This is a genomic window from Aeromonas sp. 97A (genome assembly GCF_051919185.1).
Taxonomy (GTDB): Bacteria; Pseudomonadota; Gammaproteobacteria; order Enterobacterales; family Aeromonadaceae; genus Aeromonas; species Aeromonas veronii.
In genome coordinates, this window is sequence record NZ_JBQBFF010000001.1 from 2,922,343 (window position 1) to 2,941,138 (window position 18,796).

Sequence of the window (18,796 nt, forward strand, 5' to 3'; positions counted from 1 at the left end):
GCATGATGCCATGACTCATGGTGAAACGTTTGTGAAAAATGCTGTTTTTTGTGGCAAATAGTGACAGATATGCCGCGCTTGTTTGCGCTTGGTAACTGACTGAACGCCGGTGACGCGCACCATGAGGATGGTTGAAAGCGGTAAACAGGGACAAAAAACCCCGCCGTAGCGGGGTCTGAATCAGCTGGCCATTTGCTGGCGTCAGTTACTCCTGTTCGCGAGCAATGGCGCGCCAGCCGATATCCTTGCGGTAGAAGACGCCATCCCACTTGATGCGGCCAGCGAGCTGATAGGCACGCTGCTGGGCTTCTGCCACAGTGTGGCCCAGCGCCGTGGCGCACAACACGCGGCCGCCAGCGGTCAGGCTGGTATCGCCCTCCAGGCGGGTACCGGCATGGAACACCTTCTCGCCCGCCACTTCATCCACCGGCAAGCCGCTGATGGGGTGGTTGGTGCTGTAATCGCCGGGATAGCCTCCCGCCGCCAACACCACGCCGATAGCGGCGCGGGGATCATAGATGGCCTCTTTCTGATCCAGCTTGCCTGCGCAAGCCGCCAGACAGAGCTCTACCAGATCGGACTGCATCCGCAGCATGATGGGCTGGGTCTCGGGATCGCCGAAACGGCAGTTGAACTCGATCACCTTGGGATTGCCTGCGCCGTCGATCATCAGACCGGCGTAGAGGAAACCGGTGTAGACGTTGCCCTCGGCCGCCATGCCGCGCACAGTCGGCATGATCACCTGCTCCATCACGCGTCGATGTACCTCGGCGGTCACTACAGGCGCCGGGGAGTAAGCCCCCATACCGCCGGTGTTGAGGCCGGTATCACCGTCGCCAACCCGCTTGTGATCCTGACTGGTGGCCATCGGCAGCACGTGCTCGCCATCGACCATGACGATGAAGCTGGCCTCTTCCCCCTCCAGAAACTCCTCAATCACCACCCGGGAACCCGCTTCGCCAAAGGCATTGCCGGAGAGCATGTCGCGCACCGCATCTTCCGCCTCCTGCAAGGTCATGGCGACAATCACCCCCTTGCCCGCCGCCAGACCATCGGCCTTGATGACGATGGGGGCGCCCTTCTCGCGCAAGTAGGCGAGTGCTGGCTCCACTTCGGTGAAGTTCTGGTACTCGGCAGTCGGGATGGCGTGACGGGCCAGGAAATCCTTGGTGAAAGCCTTGGAGCCTTCCAGCTGGGCAGCGGCAGCGGTCGGGCCAAAGATGGGCTGACCGGCGGCGCGGAAGGCATCCACCACCCCTTTCACCAGCGGCGCTTCCGGCCCGACGATGGTGAGGCCGACCTGCTTCTCTTTGGCGAAGGCCAGCAGCCCTTCGATATCGGTCGCCTCGATGGCGACGTTCTCGACACCCGGCTCAAGCTGGGTGCCCGCATTGCCCGGCGCCACAAAAACGTGGCGTACCAGCGGGGAGTGTTTGGCCTTCCAGGCCAGGGCGTGTTCGCGGCCACCGTTGCCAATGATCAGTACTTTCATCGTATCGCTCGCTTCTATTTGTGGTCACTGGACGGCCACCCGGGCCGTCAGTCAGTGGAAATAGTCAGTTGAAAAGAGACAACAAAAGGGCCGCCATCGGCAGCCCCTGACCCATCAATGACGGAAATGGCGCATGTTGGTGAAGACCATGCACATACCGTGCTCGTCGGCGGCGTCGATCACCTCCTGATCGCGCATCGAGCCACCCGGCTGGATCACGCAGGAGATACCGGCCTGCGCGGCAGCATCGATACCGTCGCGGAACGGGAAGAAGGCATCGGAGGCCATCACGGAGCCCGCCACGGTCAGCCCTTCGTCCGCCGCCTTGATACCGGCGATTTTGGCCGAATAAACACGGCTCATCTGGCCTGCGCCGACGCCGATGGTCTGGCCATCTTTGGCGTAGACGATGGCGTTGGATTTGACGAACTTGGCCACTTTCCAGCAGAACAGCAGATCTTGCAGCTCTGCCTCGGTCGGCTGGCGCTTGCTGACCACGGTCAGATCACCCAGCGTCACCATGCCGAGATCCCGCTCCTGTACCAGCAGGCCGCCGTTGACGCGCTTGAGGTCAAAGCCTTGCGCCGGTGCCGTCCACTGACCGCATTCGAGCAGACGCACGTTCTGCTTGGCAGCGACCGCATCGCGGGCCTCCTGGCTGACGGTGGGGGCGATGATCACTTCGACAAACTGGCGGGCCACGATGGCTGCGGCAGTGGCACCATCCAGCTCACGGTTGAAGGCGATGATGCCGCCGAAGGCAGAGGTGGGGTCGGTCTGGTAGGCGCGATCGTAGGCACTCAGCAGGTCGTTACCGATGGCTACACCGCAGGGGTTGGCATGCTTGACGATGACGCAGGCCGGCTCGTCGAACTCCTTAACACACTCCAGCGCAGCATCGGTATCGGCGATGTTGTTGTAGGAGAGCGCCTTGCCCTGCAGCTGGATAGCGCTGGAGACAGAACCCGGAGCGGCATGCTCTTCGGCGTAGAAGGCGGCAGCCTGATGGCTGTTTTCGCCGTAACGCATGTCCTGCTTCTTGATGAACTGGCTGTTGAAGGTGCGCGGGAAGCGGGACTCCTCGTCACCCTCCTTGTTGTCACCGTAAGAAGGAACCATGGTGCCGAAGTAGTTGGCGATCATACCGTCGTAGGCAGCAGTGTGCTCGAAGGCGGCGATGGCCAGATCGAAACGGGTCGCCAGTTTCAGGCTGTTGCCGTTGGCATCCATTTCGCGAATAACCCGATCATAGTCGGCAGCTTTGACGACGATGGCGACATCTTTATGGTTTTTGGCGGCAGAACGCACCATGGTCGGGCCGCCGATGTCGATGTTCTCGACCGCATCCGCCAGGGTGCAGCCCGCTTTGGCCACGGTGGCAGCAAAGGGGTAGAGGTTGACGACAACCATGTCGATGGGGGAGATAGCGTGCTGGGCCATGATGGCGTCATCCTGATCCCGACGGCCGAGGATGCCGCCATGAACCTTGGGATGCAGGGTCTTGACCCGGCCATCCATCATTTCAGGGAAACCCGTGTAGTCGGAGACCTCGGTCACCGGCAGACCCGCCTCGCCAAGCAGCTTGGCGGTACCGCCCGTGGAGAGCAGGGCAACACCACGCTCGTTGAGTGCCTTGGCAAATTCCAGAATGCCAGTTTTGTCAGACACACTCAGCAGTGCACGGCGAATGGGTCGAGCTTGTTCCATCACACTATCGTCCTCAACATAACGGGGACCGTTCCATGGGAGGCGAGGCTCAACACAGAGAGTCCCCAAATAAATGGAAGTGGGGGATTTCGCAAACCACTCTCGCCCCAACATCCGGCAAAAGCGTTTTAAGAAATGCCCGCTTGGTGCGGCGCTCTGTTATGGGCGCGTATTCTACACAAAAAATGTGACCTGTGGTGGATTTTTTGAAACAGCAAAGCCTTATTTGGCGCGGCGTTAAACGTTTTCCACTTGATTTTCTCGAAACGTTTGCACTTTCAGTGTTTTATGGGAAAAAGGGTCGCCAGGAGATGTTTATCTGCCCCTTTTATGCCCTTGGCTGGCAATCCATGGGCAAAGGGGTGATAGTGGATTCCGGTTTTTGTGGCGGCATACATTCAAGGGGAGAAAAGAGCATGTATCGGATCGGTGAACTGGCCAAGGCGTGCGGGGTCAAGGCAGATACCCTGCGTTTTTACGAGAAGAACGGGCTTATCTCACCGGGGATCCGCAACGAATCCGGCTACCGCCTCTACAGTGAACAGGACAAGCGGCGGCTGGAGTTCATCATTCGCGCCAAGTCGGTGGGATTCTCGCTGGCCGATATCGGCGAGCTGCTCGACCTCGATACCAACAAGGCCAAAGTCACCTGTCAGGAGGTGAAAGCTATGGCCGACACCAAGCTGGCCCAGGTGGAGCAGAAGATCATCGAACTGACCCGCTTTCGCGACAACCTGCGCGAGCTCTCCAATATCTGCTGCGGCGGGCCGCGCTCGGCGGAGCACTGCGCCATCCTCGAGACACTGGAATCTGGCGCCCCGGCCCATCACGAGCATCACAGCCACGACTAGCATGACCCGGTTCACGGCTGACATGGTACGCCTGACTGAGCGTGCCTAGCTCAGAGTGACTGACTCGGCGTGCCCGACGCATTGCTCCGGCGGCGATTTGGTGACAAAATCGCCGCGTTTTTAACCGGTGCCAGTGCATCCGGTTGCCGGGCGCTCATCTGAACAGGCGCCCGCAGCGAAAACCGCCATCCAGACACAAGCATCAACACACCAAGAGAAAAGAAGAGGAGCCATCATGGCCAAGATCCGGATCGACCAACCCGCCCTCCCCCGTGAGGAAAATGCGCAAGGGGGCAGCTATGCCCATCAGCGCGGCGAGATAAAGGATAACCATCTGCATGCCCTGCTCTCCGATCCCCTGTTTCGCAGCCGGGTCGAGCGCAACAAGAAGGGCAAGGGGAGTTACCAGCGCAAGGCCAAATTCGGCAAGCGGTGGGAGCCCGGCCAACAGCAGATGATCCGCGTCTGCTGCTGAGCGGGTTTCTACCGACCATAAACAATCAGGGCGCCATTGGCGCCCTGATTGTTTTGACAGAAGAAGCGATTTGGCAACGCCAACTCACTGCCTCAACAGCGCGTCTCAACAGGCCACTCACTCATCCATAAACAGTTCGAGCAACACGTTGAGATAGCGATGGCCGAGAGAAGTGAGCTGCCAGCTATCCCCCAGATCCTCGATAAGCTCCTTGCTCCGGGCGATGGCGAGCACCGTCTCGACCCGCTCCAGCGGCAAGCCGGTATAGGCCTCGAACTCCGCCTTGGGGGCAGGTTCAAACAGGCGGAAGCGGTTCATAAAGTATTCGAGCGGCAGATCGTCTGCCGTCACCTGCCACTGCTCGTCCAGATAGGGACGGCTCTTGTCCAGATACCCTTTTGGATGCTTCACCTTGGCGGTGCGCAGGATCTGCTGATCCGCGAGATCGGTCACCTTGCCGTGAGCACCACAGCCGATCCCCAGATAGTCACCAAAGCGCCAGTAGTTGAGGTTGTGATGGCACTGGTAGCCCTCTTTGGCATAAGCCGAGATCTCGTACTGGCGATAACCGCTGGCGGTGAGCATGCCGTGACCCTGCTCGTAGATGTCCCACAGAGTGTCATCTTCCGGCAGTTTGGGCGGTTTGGAGGCAAAGGCAGTGTTCGGTTCTATGGTGAGCTGATACCAGGAGAGGTGCGGCGGGGCGCAGTCGATCGCCTGCTGCAGGTCATAAAGGGCATCATCCAGACTCTGATCCGGCAGACCGTGCATCAGATCCAGATTGAAGGTGGGCAACTTGATGGCGTGGGCCAGTGCGGCGGCCTTGCGCGCCTCTTCCGGGCCATGAATGCGCCCAAGCCGGGTCAGCTTCTCCTGCTGGAAGCTCTGCACCCCGATGGAGATACGGTTGATGCCGGCGCGCTGGAAACCGGCGAACTTGTCCGCCTCCACCGTGCCCGGGTTGGCCTCCATGGTGATCTCGCAATCTGCGGTGAGCACAATGCGGGCCCGTACCCCGTCCAGCAAGGCTTGCATCGCCTCCACCGTCAACAGGCTGGGGGTGCCGCCGCCGATAAAGATCGAGGAGAGCGGCCGCCCTTGTGCCCACTTCAGATCCTGATCCAGATCCTCCAGCAGGGCAGCGACATATTCTAGATGAGGCAATTCCCCCTTCTGGGCATGGGAGTTGAAGTCACAGTAAGGGCACTTCTGGACGCACCAGGGCACATGAATATAGAGAGAGAGCGGCGGCAGTTGCAGCATGGGGCTTCCAATAAAACGGGGGCTCAAGGCCCCCATTGTAGATGACTATGTGTAATTGACCGTGTGTAACCGACAAGGTGGCGAAGTGACTCAGTGCGCCGCAGCCAGCGCCGCTTTGAGCTTTGCCAGCGCCTGACCGCGATGGCTCAGCTGGTTCTTCAGCTCGGCGGGCATCTGGGCGGCGGTGCAGTCGTGATCCGGCACGAAGAATACTGGATCATAGCCAAAGCCATGTTGACCGCGCGGCTCGTCGATGATCATCCCTTCCCAGCTCGCCTGACAGATGATGGGAGTGGGATCGTCAGCGTGGCGCATATAGACCAGCACACACCAGAAGCGGGCACTCTTCAGGTACTCGGGGGCACCTTGCAGCTCGCCGAGCAGCTTCTCGATGTTGGCCTTGTCACCAGCCCCCACACCGGCAAAACGGGCGGAGTAGACGCCGGGGCGCCCTTGCAGCAGATCGACTTCCAGTCCGGAGTCATCGGCCACGGCGGGCAGACCAGTAATGCGGGCGGCGTGGCGGGCCTTGATGATGGCATTCTCGACGAAGGTGGTGCCGGTCTCATCGGCATCGGAGACCGCAAACTCGCTCTGTGGGATCACCTGGATCTTCATATCGGCCAGCATGGCGGCCAATTCCTTCACCTTTTTCTGGTTACCTGTTGCCAGGACAAGCTTGTTCATCGAGCACCTCCGCAAAAATAATCTGCGCATTCTATGCGGCGCAAGCGTTTAGTAAAAGCGTCAATTACACCCGCTGTGATGGGGTTACGGGGGATTTGCCGCCATCGAATAACCAGCTTTTTAATACATGTTTCCATAATGGAATAACCAAAGTGATTAAATACCATTTCTATTCATTACTGTGAGTCAGTAGACTCGCGCCCCAATTCATTAACCTGGCTGACTAAAGAGGTGACAGATGCCATTGATACTTTTACTCGTACTACTGGTGCTGTTCAGTCCGCTGGCTATCGACATCTACCTGCCCGCCATTCCGCAGATGGCCGAGCAGCTGGGCGCCGAAGTGACACTGATGCAGGGCACCATCACCTGGTTCCTGTTCAGCATGGGGCTGGGGCAACTGCTTGTTGGCCCGCTGGCCGATCGCTACGGTCGCAAGCCCATCGCGCTGGGCGGCGTGCTGCTCTATGGCCTGAGCGCGCTGGGGGCCGGCTTTGCCGCCAGCCTCGGCGAATTGATGCTGGCGCGAGTGCTGCAGGGCTTTGGCGCCTGCGCCACTTCGGTTGCCGCCTTCTCGGTGGTACGTGACAGCTACGGCCCGAAAAAGAGCGGCCAGATGATCTCCTATCTCAATGGCGCCATCTGTTTTATTCCTGCGCTGGCCCCCCTGCTCGGTGGCTGGCTCACCGCCAAGGCGGGCTGGTCTGCCAACTTCTGGTTTATGGCCGGTTATGCGCTCATCGTCGGCAGCTGGCTGATGTGGCGGATGCCGGAGACCCGCCCGGAGGAGACCCGCAGTGAAGGGGCCCTCATCAGCTGGTCTCGCTACAGCCCGGTGCTGCGCTCCCCCAGCTTCCTGTTCAACGCGTCCCTGTGCATGCTGGCGATGGCGGTGATCCTCGCTTATGTCACCGCCGCACCGGTGCAGCTGATGGTGAAACTGGGGCTGGACATGAGCGGCTTTAGCTACTGGTTTACCGCCAACGCCGCGCTCAACATTCTGGCCTGCTTTATGGCGCCGCGCTTTATCGCCAAGGTGGGGCCAAGACGTACCCTGCGCATCGGCCTGCTGGTGTTGATGCTCTCGGCCATCACCCTGACTTTGGCCATGCATATCGAGCACCCGCTGGCGATGATGGGGCCGGTGTTCCTCTCCAGCATCGGCTTTGCCATGATTCTGGGCTCGGCTGCCGGGATGGCGCTGGCACCGTTCGGCCACTGCGCCGGTACCGCCGCCGCTCTGCTCGGCCTGTTCCAGATGAGCGGATCCGGCGCCCTCGTTGGCTTGACTGGTGCCCTGATGCACGACCCGCTCAGCCAGCTGGCGCTGCATATGTGGCTGCTGCTGCCGCCTCTGGTGATGCTGATGACCCGACGCGGTCGCCGCTTGTGTTTGCAATAAATCCTGTGCTCTGATGGGCACACTCAGGGGGCCATCGGCCCCCTTCTCGTTTGTATCGCCTTTACAACGAATGGCCATCCGGCAGAGAGCCTGCGATGGCAACCCCACTCACTCGATGTCAGCGGAGAACTCCCGATGAGCCACACTCTCAACGCAGCCCTGGTGGGCTATGGCTTTGCAGGCAAGACCTTCCACGCCCCCTTCCTCTCCACCACGCCGGGCTTGTCCCTGAGTTGGGTGGTAAGCCGCGATGCCGCCAAGGTGCAGGCCGATCTGCCCGGCTGCCGAGTCGGTTCACTGGAGGAGGTGCTAAGCGATGAGACCGTCGATCTGGTGGTGATCGCCACCCCCAACGACACCCACGCCCCCCTCGCCCGCCAGGCGCTGCTGGCAGGCAAACATGTGGTGATCGACAAGCCCTTTGCACTGGATCTGGCAGAAGCGAAAGCACTGGTCGAACTGGCCGAAAAGCAGCAGCGACTGCTCAGCATCTTCCACAACCGCCGTTGGGACGGGGATTTCCTTACCGTGCGCCGTTTGATTGCCGAGGGGACGCTGGGACAGCTCGCCCAGTTCGAATCCCACTTCGATCGCTATCGCCCCGAGGTTCGCCAGCGCTGGCGCGAAGCGGGTGGCCCGGGTTCCGGCCTCTGGTTCGATCTCGGCCCTCACGTGCTGGATCAAGCATTGCAGCTGTTCGGCCAACCGGACTGGTTGCAGGCCGATCTGGCCGAGCAGCGCCCCGGCGCACTAGCGGACGACTACTTCCATGTGGTGCTGGGTTACGGTGCCCTGCGGGTTATTCTGCATGGCAGCTGTCTGGTCTCGGCCACCATGCCGCGTTTCATCGTCCACGGCAACCAGGGTTCGTTCGTGAAATGCGGTATGGATGTACAGGAAGACCAGCTCAAGCTGGGCAAGCGGCCACCGGCGGCGGATTGGGGCATTGATAGTGAACCCGGTCAGCTCAGCCGCATTGTCGATGGTCAGTTGCAGCAGCAGAGCGTGGTGGGTGAGGCCGGGGATTATGGCGCCTACTATCGCGGTGTCTGCGCCGCCATCAAGGGCGAGGGAAGCAACCCGGTGCCAGCAAGTGAAGCGCTGGCGGTGATGGCGCTGCTGGATCTGGCCCGTCAGAGCCACCTTGAGGGAAAACGGCTGCCCTGTCAGAAGCTGTCTGACTAAGGTGCGGGTCATCGGCCACGCTTGACCAACCTTGACCTTGTTAAACCGCCATGAGATGACAGCAAAGCGGTGTTTTATTGCGCAATCAGCACCATTTAACGGCATCTTGTATTGATATCAGTCGTTGCAGTGGAGCTTTTTATCCACGGCACGAAAAAATGTCATTGTGATATCCGTTTTCATCGGTAACTAATGGGGCTATATTGCGCCCGCCTGCTGCCTCCCGGCTTCTTGTTTCAATACCGGGCAACGGTGGGCGCTGTGATGGTTGCACAGACCATCTCTCCATCTTTTTTTGAGGGAATGCACATGAACAAAGTACTGGTAGCCGGTATCCTGGGTCTGATGTTGACTGCTTGCGGTCAGAAAGAAGAAAAAGCTGCCGCTCCTGCTGCTGCTCCGGCCGCCGAAGTTGCTGCCACTGTAGAAAAAGCCGCTAGCGAAGCCACCTCTACCGTAGAGAAGGCCACCTCCGAAGCGACTGCAACCGTAGAAAAAGCTGCTACCGAAGCCGCTACCAAGGTTGAAGCTGCAGTGAGCGATGCCAAGGCCAACTAAGCCTGCACCTCATTCGAAGACGGGTCCGAAGGCAACTTCGGGCCCGTTTTTTTATCTGTCGTTCAGGGGGCCGGATTAATCAGCGAGGTGAGGATGTGATCCTCCCAGCGGCCATTGATCATCAGATACGCCCGCGCGAATCCCTCCCGCTCGAAGCCGAGCCGCTCCAGCAAGGCGCCGCTGCGCTGATTGGCAGGCATATAGCAAGCCATGATGCGATGCAGATCGTGCTCCCGAAACAGGTAGTCGATGGCGGCTGACAGCACCTCTCCCATCACCCCCTGTCCCTGATGCTGCTGGTCGATGGCATAGCCCAGATGACACGCCTTGAAGACCCCCATCAGGATATTGCTGAAGTTGCAGGTGGCGATCACCCGCTCGCCAGCCGGATCGAGGGCAACCAGATTGACGCCGGTGCCGTTGAAGAACTGGCTGTAGCTGTCCTGCAGCCGGGCATGCCAGTAAGAGAGAGTGTAAAACTGCTCGTCCCGAAGCGGCTCCCAGGGGGCGAGATGGGCGCGGTTGCGCCGGTAGAAGTCGAGCATCATGGGGGCCCGATCCGGCGACAGTATGGTCAGGTGGGTGCGGGCCGTCTTGATATGTGGCAGCGCCATCAGGACTCCCTCTGTCTTAGCCACTCGTCACGCAGCAGGCTGTAGTGGACATGGTCCACAATCCGGTTGCCCAGCCGCTCTGCGCGCCGGGTCACCCCCTCCTGCTGCATCCCGAGCCGCTCACAGACGGCTCTGCTGGGCTCGTTATCGGTGGCGGCGCTGATCTCCACCTTCTCCATCCCCATCTCCTCGAAGGCGTGGTGGATCAGGGCCTGGCAGGCCCGGGTGATGATGCCGTTACCCTGCCAGCGCTCCGCCAGCCAGTAACCGATGACCACCTTGCCAAGGTCGTGATCGATGCTGTTGTAACCGATAACCCCCACCACCTCCCCCTGATACTCGATGGCGGTGGTGAGCCCCTCGCCGCGGGCGAACTTCTCGATGGCACTGCGAATGAAGAGGGCACTGTCGACGGGGCGCTGGATCAGTGGCGGCCAGGGTAGCCACTGGGAGAGGTACTCCCGGTTGTCATTGCAGAGGGCAAACAGTTCGCTCGCCATATCGGGCTGCAAGAAGAGCAGCGCAAGCTCGTCGTCCAACTGCCATGAAAACATGGGATTCTCCTTTTAAATCAGTGATCAAATCGCGAACCAGCATCCAATGTAGCCAATCGCCACTGGCCGCGCCAGCCACTTTTACGACCCTCCTCCGGCAGGCTTCTCAGAGGGTGACAGCGTGCGTACTCTCCTCCTTCAAAAGAGGAGGGTGGGTGTCTGAAACCGAATAATGCTCTCCACATGGCGCCGAAGAATGCCCACAAACGGCACTTTGGCAGATCCTGCTACCCCTTTGTGCTGCGCTGTCACTTTTGACAGGGGGCACTTTCCCCCACCGGCACTAGCTTCAAAACGCCCGACCTTCGGTCGGTTTATCAACCTCATCGATTTAAGGAAAGAAGAGATGAATAAAATTTATCTGGCCGTTGCGCTGGCCTGCTGGGGAAGCACCGCACTGGCGGCGCAAGAGGTAGAGATCAACGTAACGGCAAACGGCATCCGGGCCATGACCGACCTCAGTGCCGCGAGTGGCACCTTGCAGCTGGAAGATGGCGAGTTTCGTCAGGTGCGGGTGGTCAAGCTACCCAACGGCCAGCAGCGGATCCGCTACGAGCAGGTCTGGAACGGCATCCCGGTAATGGGTCAGGTGGTGGTGGCAGACAAGAGCCTGAACGGCCAGCTGCAACAGGCCAGCGGGCGCATGCTGCGCCAGATCGATCAGGATGTGGCAAGCCCGGCCGCCACCCTCTCGCCACAGGATGCCGCCAGCAAGGCCAAGGCGGGCAGCAAGGGGAGCAACGAGCAGGTCAAACTCTACGTGATGCAGGATGAGAACGGGCTGGCTCGGCTGGTTTATCAGGTCTCCTTCATCGCCGAAGGTGACAAGCCAAGCCGCCCCTTCGTCATACTTGATGCCCAGAGCGGTGAGGAGCTCAAACGCTGGGAGGGGATCAACCACAAGGATGCGACCGGCCCGGGGGGCAACATCAAGACCGGCAAATACGTCTACGGCACCGATTTTGGCCCGCTCATCGTCGATGACAACTGCCGGATGACCAGCCCCAACGTCGATACCATCAACCTCAACCACGCCACCTCTGGCGGCGCCATCCACCAGTTCACCTGCCCGGAGAACCGGGTCAAGGAGATCAACGGCGCCTACTCGCCCCTCAACGACGCCCACTACTTCGGCAACGTTGTGTTCGACATGTACCGCAACTGGTACAACACGGCGCCATTGACCTTCAAGCTGAAGATGCGGGTTCACTACAGCAAGAATTACGAGAACGCCTTCTGGGATGGCAGCCAGATGACCTTCGGGGACGGCGCCACCACCTTCCACCCGTTGGTGAGCCTCGATGTGGCCGCCCACGAGGTGAGCCACGGCTTTACCGAACAGAACTCCGGGCTGATCTATTCAGGACAATCCGGCGGCATCAACGAGGCTTTCTCCGATATGGCGGGGGAAGCGGCCGAGTTCTACATGAAAGGGAGCAACGACTGGCTGGTCGGCGCCCAGATCTTCAAGGGCAACGGCTCCCTGCGCTACTTCGAGGATCCGACCCGGGATGGCAGATCCATCGGCCATGCCGCGGATTATCAGGAGGGGATGGATGTACACCACAGCTCCGGGGTCTATAACCGCGCCTTCTACCTGCTCGCCACCAGCAGCGGCTGGAACACCCGCAAGGCATTTGAAGTGTTCTTGCTGGCCAACCGCCTCTACTGGGGCGCCAACACCAACTACCAGCAAGGGGCCTGCGGCGTCAGCCGGGCGACCGCCGATCTGGGTTACAGTCAGGCGGATGTGGCACGGGCCTTCCAGACCGTCGGGGTTGATGCCAGCTGCGGCAGCACGCCGCCACCGAGCGACAACGTACTGCAAAACGGCGTGCCGGTGAGCAACCTCGCCGCCAGCAAGGGTGGCAAACTCAACTACACCCTGAACGTACCGGCGGGCACCAGGTCGCTGCAGATCAGCAGCAGCGGCGGTACCGGTGATGCCGACCTCTACGTCCGCTTTGGCAGCGCCCCCACCAGCAGCAGTTACGACTGCCGCCCCTACAAGGGCGGTAACAACGAAAGCTGTTCGTTCACCAATCCCAAGGCAGGTACCTGGTACGTCCAGCTCTCCGGCTTTGCTGCATTCAGTGGCGTGACCCTCAAGGCCAGCTACTGATCCACCCGATGCGGGCCTTGTCCCGCATCGTTCTACTCATTGCGCCACCGTTTCGCCAGCGTGCGAGCGGTGGCCAACACGGTTTCCCGGGCCGGGTTGGGCCGCTTGCCACCGCGCCACGCCATCATCACATCCCAATGCTCTTGCGGCAGATTGCGCACATCTAGCCTGACCAGCCGCCCCACCTCCAGATCCCGCTTGATGGCCAGCTCCGGCATCAGGGTGATGAACCCGTGTTCCAGCGCCAGATCCCGCGCCGCACTGGCGGGCTGCACCGCATGCAGGGGGCTGGCGGCCCGCCGCAGCCGCCGCAACTGCTGGATAAAGACGTCGCATCCCGGCCCCCATACCTGAGGCGCCAGCCGCTGGTCGGCAATATCCTCCAGGGTGAGGCCGTGACAACCGGCCAGCGGATGCAATGGCGAGGCGATAGCGATGATGGGGGAGCAACAGAGCAGCTCCATCTGCAGGCCCGCAACCGGCGGGCGCTTGAGCACAAAGCCGATATCGGCCTCGCCGGTCAGCAGCGACTGCATGATCTCGCCGGAGTGATCCGTGGTGCAGCGGATCTCAAACGGCTCGTCCACCAGCTCCATCAATAGCGAGCCAAACACCACCGAAGTGAGGGATGGCAGGCTGGAGAGACGGATACAAGGCAGCGCAGGCGCCCCCTGCAGTGCCAGCCGCCCTTCGCTCAGGATCGCCAGCGCAGAGCGGGCCGATGGCAGAAACTCCTCGCAGGCACGGGTCGGCGTTACGCCACGCCGATGGCGCTGAAACAGTGGCGCCCCGAGGCTCTCCTCCAGCTGGGCAATCCGCTGGCTCACCAGCGGCTGTGACCAGCCACGAATGGCCGCAGCCTGACTAAAACTGCCCAGCTCGGCCACATCCAGCAGCAGTTGCAGATCGTCCAGATCCATAGACATAAATAATCCTGATATGAAATATAGGTAGTTGTCGTCTACCACTATATCTAAACCCTCTCCAGAATGAAGGTATCTGTGAATGAGAGGGCGTTATGGTCGATAGGGCGAGGTTTTGGGGGCGCTGGTTTCTGGCGCTGGATACCACACTGGTGATCCTGGGTTTCTTTGTGGTGATGCCGATGATCAGCCTGCGCTTCGTCGATCAACTCGGCTGGGCGGCCGGTCTGGTGGGGCTGGCCCTCGGCCTGCGCCAGCTGACCCAGCAGGGGCTGGGGATCTTTGGCGGCTCGCTTGCCGACCGCTTCGGCGCCCGCCCGCTCATCGTCACCGGCATGCTGTTGCGCGCCGTCGGCTTTGCCACCCTGGCCTGGGCCGACAGCGGCGCCATGCTGATCTTCTCCTGCTTCCTCTCCGGTCTGGGCGGTTGCCTGTTCGACCCGCCACGGGCCGCACTGGTGATCAAATTTACCCGTCCCCATGAGCGGGGCCGCTTTATCTCCCTGCTGATGATGCTGGAGAGCGCAGGGGCCGTCACCGGTGCCCTGCTCGGCAGCTGGCTGCTGCGCTTTGACTTCACCTACGTCTGCCTGCTGGGGGCAGGGCTCTTCACCCTGGCGGCACTCTGCAACTGGACCCTGCTGCCCGCCTACCGCCTCTCGGTCAAACCGACTCCGATGCGGGAAGGGTTAGGGCAGGTGCTGGCGGATCGCGCCTTCTGCCGACTGGTACTGATCCTGAGCGGCTACTACATGCTGTGGGTACAGGTGATGCTGATTTTCCCCATTCTGGTCAAGCAGCTCTCCGGCACCACCACGGCAGTGGGCTGGATGTACAGCCTGGAAACGGCGCTATCACTGGCGCTGCTCTACCCTATTGCCCGTTTCAGCGAGCGGCGCTATCGGCTGGAGAGCCGGCTGATGGCGGGTATCCTGCTCATGACGGTGGGGATCGGGCTGGTCGCCTTCGTCAGCACCCTCTCCGGCATCTTCGTGCTGCTGGCCTGCTTCTATCTGGGGATCATCATCTGTGAACCGGCCCGGGAGACCCTGATGACCCGGCTTGCCAACCCCACAGCCCGCGGCAGCTACATGGGCTTCAGCCGCCTCGGACTGGCGCTGGGAGGCATGACCGGCTACGTGGGCGGTGGCTCCCTCTATGACTTCTCGCTGCAACAGGGACAACCGGCCCTCCCCTGGCTGGTGCTGGGCACCATAGGCGTCGCCACCATGTTGCTGCTCGCCCGCTGCTTCTCCCGCCGCCCGGAGCTGGCCATCAGAGCAGCCGCCTGACGACCGCCCCACCTGCGGCAGCCCAATCAACGGTGCTGCCGCTCACCCCATATTCTGCAAGTCATCACAGCAAAAGGTTGCGAATTACAACTTTTACGCTATTTTAGTTGTCATGCACAACTAAACAGGAAACCACGACATGGATCCCCGTCCCCTGCGCGCCCTGTCGCGCGATCTGGTTCGCGAACTCGGCATGCTCTCCCAGCAGTGCGGCAACCTGGCCCTCACCCCCATCGAGGCTCACCTGCTGATCGAGCTGGAAAACGCCCCGGCCACCAACCAGCAGCTGGCAGAAAAGCTGCACATCGACAAATCCAACGCCAGTCGTCCGCTTGCGCGCCTCGCCGAGCGGGAGCTCATCAGCTGGCACCCGCACCCCTCCGACGGCCGCAGCAAGGAGGCCCGCCTCACCGTCAACGGTCAGGGGATGCTGCTGGAGTTGCACCGGGAGATGGACGGGGCGATGGAAGAGATGCTGGCGCAGTTGAGCCTGCCCGAGCGGGAGCAGCTGTGGCAAGGGCTGCGGCTCTATCGCAGCGCCCTCTCCCACGCCCGTCGCCAGCGGGGTTACCAGATCCGCCCCATCACGGCGGCGGACAATGCCCAGATCGCCTTGGTGATCCGCGCCGTCTCGGCCGAATATGGCCTCACCGCTGACAAAGGGTATGGGGTCTCGGATCCCAATCTCGATACCCTCTCTCAGAGTTATCAGGGGAAGAAGAGTCGCTACTGGGTCATCGAAGGGCCGGACGGTTCCATCCTCGGCGGTGGTGGTATCGCGCCATTGGCGGGAGAAGAGGGAGTCTGCGAGCTGCAGAAGATGTACTTTATGCCCGCCCTGCGCGGACTGGGCCTTGGCAAGCGGCTGGTGTTGCAGGCACTGGACGAGGCGCGCGCACTTGGTTATCAGCGCTGCTATCTGGAAACGACCGAGGTCTTGCGCGAAGCCACCAGCCTCTATGAATCACTGGGCTTTGAACACCTGCCCGGTCCCCTTGGCTGCACCGGCCACGGGGATTGCGAGATCTGCATGGAGAAATTACTGTGATCCACTCCCGAACATAATTGGCCTCAAATTGCTCTACCTTATACGAATTCCTATACTGCCGACTCAACCGACAGGAGTAATAAATGAAAACTTGGGGCGATGTATTGGGGCCAGAAAAAGAACAACCTTACTTCAAAGCATGTTGGAACCGAGTGAAGGCTGAACGAGACGCAGGTAAAACTATCTATCCGCCACAGTCAGAGATATGTAATGCATTCAAATTGACCGAGTTGAGTGATGTGAAAGTCGTCATCTTGGGACAAGATCCCTACTTCAATCATGGTGAAGCACATGGTCTCAGCTTCTCAGTTCCCCACGGAGTGGGAATCCCTCCTTCGCTTGTCAATATCTACCAAGAGCTGGCCGATGATATTCCGGGCTTTCAACAACCTACTCACGGCAATCTGGAAAGCTGGGCTCAGCAAGGTGTTTTATTGCTCAATTCAGTGCTGACCGTTGAACAAGGGAAGCCAAACTCTCATAATGACTATGGGTGGGTAACGTTCACCGATAAGGCAATTTCAGAAGTCAATGAACACTGTGAAGAGGTGGTTTTTCTACTTTGGGGGAAAAAGGCACAGGAAAAAGAGAGCCTAATTAACAAACAGAGTCACAAAATACTCAAAACATCACATCCAAGCGGATGGTCTGCAGAGAGTGGCTTTTTTGGCTGTAAACATTTCTCACAAACCAATGCTTTTCTTATTTCCCAGAACAAAACACCTATCGACTGGACCTCGGTCTGTCGTTAATCCCTCTAATAAAAAGACCCCGCCGAAGCGGGGTCTCTTGTTTCGTCAGCCATGCAGGCAGACGCAGCAATATCAGTGCTCGCGAGTCTGACGGAACTCCACGTCCGGGTGGCGCTCCTGTGCCAGGCGCAGGTTGACCATGGTCGGTGCGATATAGGTGAGGTTGTCACCGCCATCGAGGGCCAGGTTGACCTCGTTCTTGCGCTTGAACTCTTCGAACTTTTTGACGTCGGTCCCTTCCACCCAGCGGGCGGTGGAGACGTTGACCGCCTCGTAGATGGCCTCAACGTTGTACTCGCTCTTGAGGCGCGAAACCACCACGTCAAACTGCAGCACACCGACCGCACCAACGATGAGATCGTTGCTGATCAGCGGACGGAACACCTGTACCGCGCCCTCTTCGGAGAGCTGGACCAACCCCTTGAGCAGCTGCTTCTGCTTGAGCGGGTCGCGCAGGCGGATGCGGCGGAACAGTTCCGGTGCAAAGTTCGGGATACCGGTGAACTTGAGATCCTCACCCTGGGTGAAGGTGTCGCCGATCTGGATGGTACCGTGGTTATGCAGACCGATGATGTCACCGGCGAAGGCGTCTTCCGCCTGCTCACGGTCACCGGCCATAAAGGTTACGGCGTCGGAGATGTTCACATCCTTGCCGATACGCACATGGCGCATCTTCATGCCCTTGCTGTAAGTACCTGACACGATACGCATAAAGGCGATACGGTCGCGGTGCTTCGGATCCATGTTTGCCTGGATCTTGAACACGAAGCCGGAGAACTTCTCCTCGGTCGCCACCACTTCGCGGCTCTCGGCCTTGCGCGGCATGGGAGACGGCGCCCAGTCGGTCAGGCCATCCAGCATGTGGTCAACACCGAAGTTACCCAGTGCAGTACCGAAGAAGACCGGGGTCATCTCGCCAGCGATAAAGGCATCGTGATCGAACTCGGGAGAGGCGCCCTGCACCAGCTCCAGCTCGTCGCGCAGTTGCTGGGCCAGATCTTCGCCGACAGCGGCATCCAGATCCGGGTTGTTCAGCCCCTTGACCACCCGCTTCTCCTGGATGGTGTGGCCCTGACCGCTCTGATAGAGATAGGTCTCATCCTTGTAGAGGTGATAGACACCCTTGAAGGATTTGCCACAGCCGATGGGCCAGGTGATGGGGGCGCACATGATCTTCAGCTCGCGCTCCACCTCGTCCATCACTTCCATCGGATCGCGCACTTCGCGGTCCAGCTTGTTCATGAAGGTGAGGATGGGGGTATCACGCAGACGGGTCACTTCCATCAGCTTGCGGGTCCGGTCTTCAACACCCTTGGCGGCATCGATGACCATCAGGCAGCAGTCGACCGCGGTCAGGGTACGGTAGGTATCTTCAGAGAAGTCCTCGTGACCCGGGGTATCGAGCAGGTTGACCAGACAATCGGCATAGGGGAACTGCATCACCGAGGTGGTGATGGAGATACCACGCTGCTTCTCCATCTCCATCCAGTCGGATTTGGCGTGCTGGCCCGAGCCACGGCCCTTGACGGTACCGGCGCGCTGAATGGCCTGTCCGAACAACAGGACTTTCTCGGTGATGGTGGTTTTACCCGCATCCGGGTGCGAAATGATCGCAAAAGTGCGTCTCTTGGAGACTTCACTCAGAAATTCAGCTGACATAATTCAACGTTCTTCTATTGAGCGGTGGCATCAGCCACCGTGGGAATAAATCCGGAATGCCGCTCACGGCACATGTATACGCAACGAAAGCCACGCCAGCTGGCGTTTTGCCAACCTGGTGGAGAGAGGGAGGAGGGTTGCGTTACATGGGTCTTCTCGCCTGAGTCAAAGCAAAATTGCGCGACATTATACCCGCGCGAGTGAAAAATACC

General features: G+C 60.0%; 17 protein-coding genes. 9 read left to right on the plus strand and 8 right to left on the minus strand.

Features of this window, described 5'->3' with window-relative positions:
- Window positions 1–205 precede the first annotated feature (205 nt).
- Both purD and purH read right to left on the minus strand, forming a co-directional pair.
- Window positions 206–1,492 (minus strand): phosphoribosylamine--glycine ligase, encoded by a 1,287-nt coding sequence (gene purD / locus ACTG27_RS13080; protein ID WP_005341242.1) that lies wholly within the window; start codon window positions 1,490–1,492, stop codon window positions 206–208.
- A gap of 114 nt (window positions 1,493–1,606) precedes the next feature.
- Window positions 1,607–3,199: a bifunctional phosphoribosylaminoimidazolecarboxamide formyltransferase/IMP cyclohydrolase gene (purH, locus tag ACTG27_RS13085; RefSeq protein WP_042084461.1), complete on the minus strand. Its 1,593-nt coding sequence runs from the start codon at window positions 3,197–3,199 to the stop codon at window positions 1,607–1,609.
- A 416-nt stretch (window positions 3,200–3,615) separates the two neighbouring features.
- On the opposite strand from purH, the gene zntR reads away from it, so the two are divergent.
- Both zntR and ACTG27_RS13095 read left to right on the plus strand, forming a co-directional pair.
- On the plus strand, window positions 3,616–4,050 hold the full coding sequence (gene zntR / locus ACTG27_RS13090; RefSeq protein WP_368152943.1) for a Zn(2+)-responsive transcriptional regulator: 435 nt from the start codon (window positions 3,616–3,618) through the stop codon (window positions 4,048–4,050).
- 235 nt (window positions 4,051–4,285) lie between these two features.
- The gene (locus tag ACTG27_RS13095) at window positions 4,286–4,525 is read left to right on the plus strand and encodes an alternative ribosome-rescue factor A (protein ID WP_330124873.1); all 240 of its coding nucleotides are present in this window, start codon (window positions 4,286–4,288) and stop codon (window positions 4,523–4,525) included.
- Window positions 4,526–4,642: 117 nt separating this feature from the next.
- On the opposite strand, the gene hemW is transcribed toward ACTG27_RS13095, so the two are convergent.
- Window positions 4,643–5,788 (minus strand): radical SAM family heme chaperone HemW, encoded by a 1,146-nt coding sequence (gene hemW, locus ACTG27_RS13100; protein ID WP_330124874.1) that lies wholly within the window; start codon window positions 5,786–5,788, stop codon window positions 4,643–4,645.
- Window positions 5,789–5,878: 90 nt separating this feature from the next.
- Window positions 5,879–6,475 carry an RdgB/HAM1 family non-canonical purine NTP pyrophosphatase gene (gene rdgB / locus ACTG27_RS13105; RefSeq protein WP_005340539.1) on the minus strand — a complete coding sequence of 199 codons (597 nt, stop codon included), beginning with the start codon at window positions 6,473–6,475 and terminating at the stop codon, window positions 5,879–5,881.
- 238 nt (window positions 6,476–6,713) lie between these two features.
- Here rdgB and ACTG27_RS13110 point away from each other — a divergent pair, with 238 nt between their 5' ends.
- The 3 genes from ACTG27_RS13110 (at window position 6,714) to ACTG27_RS13120 (ending at window position 9,620) form a co-directional block, all read left to right on the plus strand.
- Window positions 6,714–7,877 carry a multidrug effflux MFS transporter gene (locus ACTG27_RS13110; RefSeq protein ID WP_076495766.1) on the plus strand — a complete coding sequence of 388 codons (1,164 nt, stop codon included), beginning with the start codon at window positions 6,714–6,716 and terminating at the stop codon, window positions 7,875–7,877.
- A gap of 135 nt (window positions 7,878–8,012) precedes the next feature.
- Complete coding sequence (locus ACTG27_RS13115) at window positions 8,013–9,062, plus strand: oxidoreductase (protein WP_330124875.1); 1,050 nt, start codon at window positions 8,013–8,015, stop codon at window positions 9,060–9,062.
- 309 nt (window positions 9,063–9,371) lie between these two features.
- A complete protein-coding gene (locus ACTG27_RS13120; RefSeq protein WP_005340533.1) occupies window positions 9,372–9,620 on the plus strand; it encodes a hypothetical protein in 249 nt (82 codons plus the stop codon).
- A gap of 62 nt (window positions 9,621–9,682) precedes the next feature.
- Here ACTG27_RS13120 and rimJ read toward each other — a convergent pair whose 3' ends face one another.
- A complete protein-coding gene (rimJ, locus tag ACTG27_RS13125; protein ID WP_107683760.1) occupies window positions 9,683–10,234 on the minus strand; it encodes a ribosomal protein S5-alanine N-acetyltransferase in 552 nt (183 codons plus the stop codon).
- On the minus strand, window positions 10,234–10,788 hold the full coding sequence (locus ACTG27_RS13130) for a GNAT family N-acetyltransferase (protein ID WP_115522024.1): 555 nt from the start codon (window positions 10,786–10,788) through the stop codon (window positions 10,234–10,236). Before ACTG27_RS13130 ends, rimJ begins: the two co-directional genes overlap by 1 nt.
- Window positions 10,789–11,134: 346 nt before the next feature.
- Between ACTG27_RS13130 and ACTG27_RS13135 the strand changes: the two genes are divergently transcribed.
- The gene (locus ACTG27_RS13135) at window positions 11,135–12,910 is read left to right on the plus strand and encodes a M4 family metallopeptidase (protein WP_439979780.1); all 1,776 of its coding nucleotides are present in this window, start codon (window positions 11,135–11,137) and stop codon (window positions 12,908–12,910) included.
- A gap of 32 nt (window positions 12,911–12,942) precedes the next feature.
- Here ACTG27_RS13135 and ACTG27_RS13140 read toward each other — a convergent pair whose 3' ends face one another.
- Entirely contained in the window at window positions 12,943–13,836 is an 894-nt protein-coding gene (locus tag ACTG27_RS13140; protein WP_005349020.1) for a LysR family transcriptional regulator, read from the minus strand.
- Between the two features lie 92 nt (window positions 13,837–13,928).
- On the opposite strand from ACTG27_RS13140, the gene mdtH reads away from it, so the two are divergent.
- The 3 genes from mdtH to ung all read left to right on the plus strand — a co-directional run bounded on the left by mdtH (window position 13,929) and on the right by ung (window position 16,925).
- Window positions 13,929–15,125 (plus strand): multidrug efflux MFS transporter MdtH, encoded by a 1,197-nt coding sequence (gene mdtH, locus ACTG27_RS13145; protein ID WP_005340523.1) that lies wholly within the window; start codon window positions 13,929–13,931, stop codon window positions 15,123–15,125.
- 139 nt (window positions 15,126–15,264) lie between these two features.
- Window positions 15,265–16,173 carry a bifunctional helix-turn-helix transcriptional regulator/GNAT family N-acetyltransferase gene (locus tag ACTG27_RS13150; RefSeq protein ID WP_439979781.1) on the plus strand — a complete coding sequence of 303 codons (909 nt, stop codon included), beginning with the start codon at window positions 15,265–15,267 and terminating at the stop codon, window positions 16,171–16,173.
- Between the two features lie 83 nt (window positions 16,174–16,256).
- The gene (gene ung / locus ACTG27_RS13155; RefSeq protein WP_439979782.1) at window positions 16,257–16,925 is read left to right on the plus strand and encodes a uracil-DNA glycosylase; all 669 of its coding nucleotides are present in this window, start codon (window positions 16,257–16,259) and stop codon (window positions 16,923–16,925) included.
- A 72-nt stretch (window positions 16,926–16,997) separates the two neighbouring features.
- Here the strand turns inward: ung and prfC are convergent, their stop codons facing one another.
- Entirely contained in the window at window positions 16,998–18,587 is a 1,590-nt protein-coding gene (gene prfC / locus ACTG27_RS13160; protein ID WP_085942998.1) for a peptide chain release factor 3, read from the minus strand.
- Window positions 18,588–18,796 lie beyond the last annotated feature (209 nt).

Excerpts from the sequence above, each read along its gene's own strand:
- ACTG27_RS13140 (WP_005349020.1), bottom strand. The coding sequence starts at position 13,836 with ATGTCTATGGATCTGGACGATCTGCAACTGCTGCTGGATGTGGCCGAG.
- ACTG27_RS13115 (WP_330124875.1), top strand. The coding sequence starts at position 8,013 with ATGAGCCACACTCTCAACGCAGCCCTGGTGGGCTATGGCTTTGCAGGC.
- rimJ (WP_107683760.1), bottom strand. The coding sequence starts at position 10,234 with ATGGCGCTGCCACATATCAAGACGGCCCGCACCCACCTGACCATACTG.
- purD (WP_005341242.1), bottom strand. The coding sequence starts at position 1,492 with ATGAAAGTACTGATCATTGGCAACGGTGGCCGCGAACACGCCCTGGCC.
- ung (WP_439979782.1), top strand. The coding sequence starts at position 16,257 with ATGAAAACTTGGGGCGATGTATTGGGGCCAGAAAAAGAACAACCTTAC.
- ACTG27_RS13110 (WP_076495766.1), top strand. The coding sequence starts at position 6,714 with ATGCCATTGATACTTTTACTCGTACTACTGGTGCTGTTCAGTCCGCTG.
- mdtH (WP_005340523.1), top strand. The coding sequence starts at position 13,929 with ATGGTCGATAGGGCGAGGTTTTGGGGGCGCTGGTTTCTGGCGCTGGAT.
- ACTG27_RS13150 (WP_439979781.1), top strand. The coding sequence starts at position 15,265 with ATGGATCCCCGTCCCCTGCGCGCCCTGTCGCGCGATCTGGTTCGCGAA.
- ACTG27_RS13120 (WP_005340533.1), top strand. The coding sequence starts at position 9,372 with ATGAACAAAGTACTGGTAGCCGGTATCCTGGGTCTGATGTTGACTGCT.
- ACTG27_RS13130 (WP_115522024.1), bottom strand. The coding sequence starts at position 10,788 with ATGTTTTCATGGCAGTTGGACGACGAGCTTGCGCTGCTCTTCTTGCAG.
- ACTG27_RS13135 (WP_439979780.1), top strand. The coding sequence starts at position 11,135 with ATGAATAAAATTTATCTGGCCGTTGCGCTGGCCTGCTGGGGAAGCACC.
- purH (WP_042084461.1), bottom strand. The coding sequence starts at position 3,199 with ATGGAACAAGCTCGACCCATTCGCCGTGCACTGCTGAGTGTGTCTGAC.
- rdgB (WP_005340539.1), bottom strand. The coding sequence starts at position 6,475 with ATGAACAAGCTTGTCCTGGCAACAGGTAACCAGAAAAAGGTGAAGGAA.
- hemW (WP_330124874.1), bottom strand. The coding sequence starts at position 5,788 with ATGCTGCAACTGCCGCCGCTCTCTCTCTATATTCATGTGCCCTGGTGC.
- zntR (WP_368152943.1), top strand. The coding sequence starts at position 3,616 with ATGTATCGGATCGGTGAACTGGCCAAGGCGTGCGGGGTCAAGGCAGAT.
- ACTG27_RS13095 (WP_330124873.1), top strand. The coding sequence starts at position 4,286 with ATGGCCAAGATCCGGATCGACCAACCCGCCCTCCCCCGTGAGGAAAAT.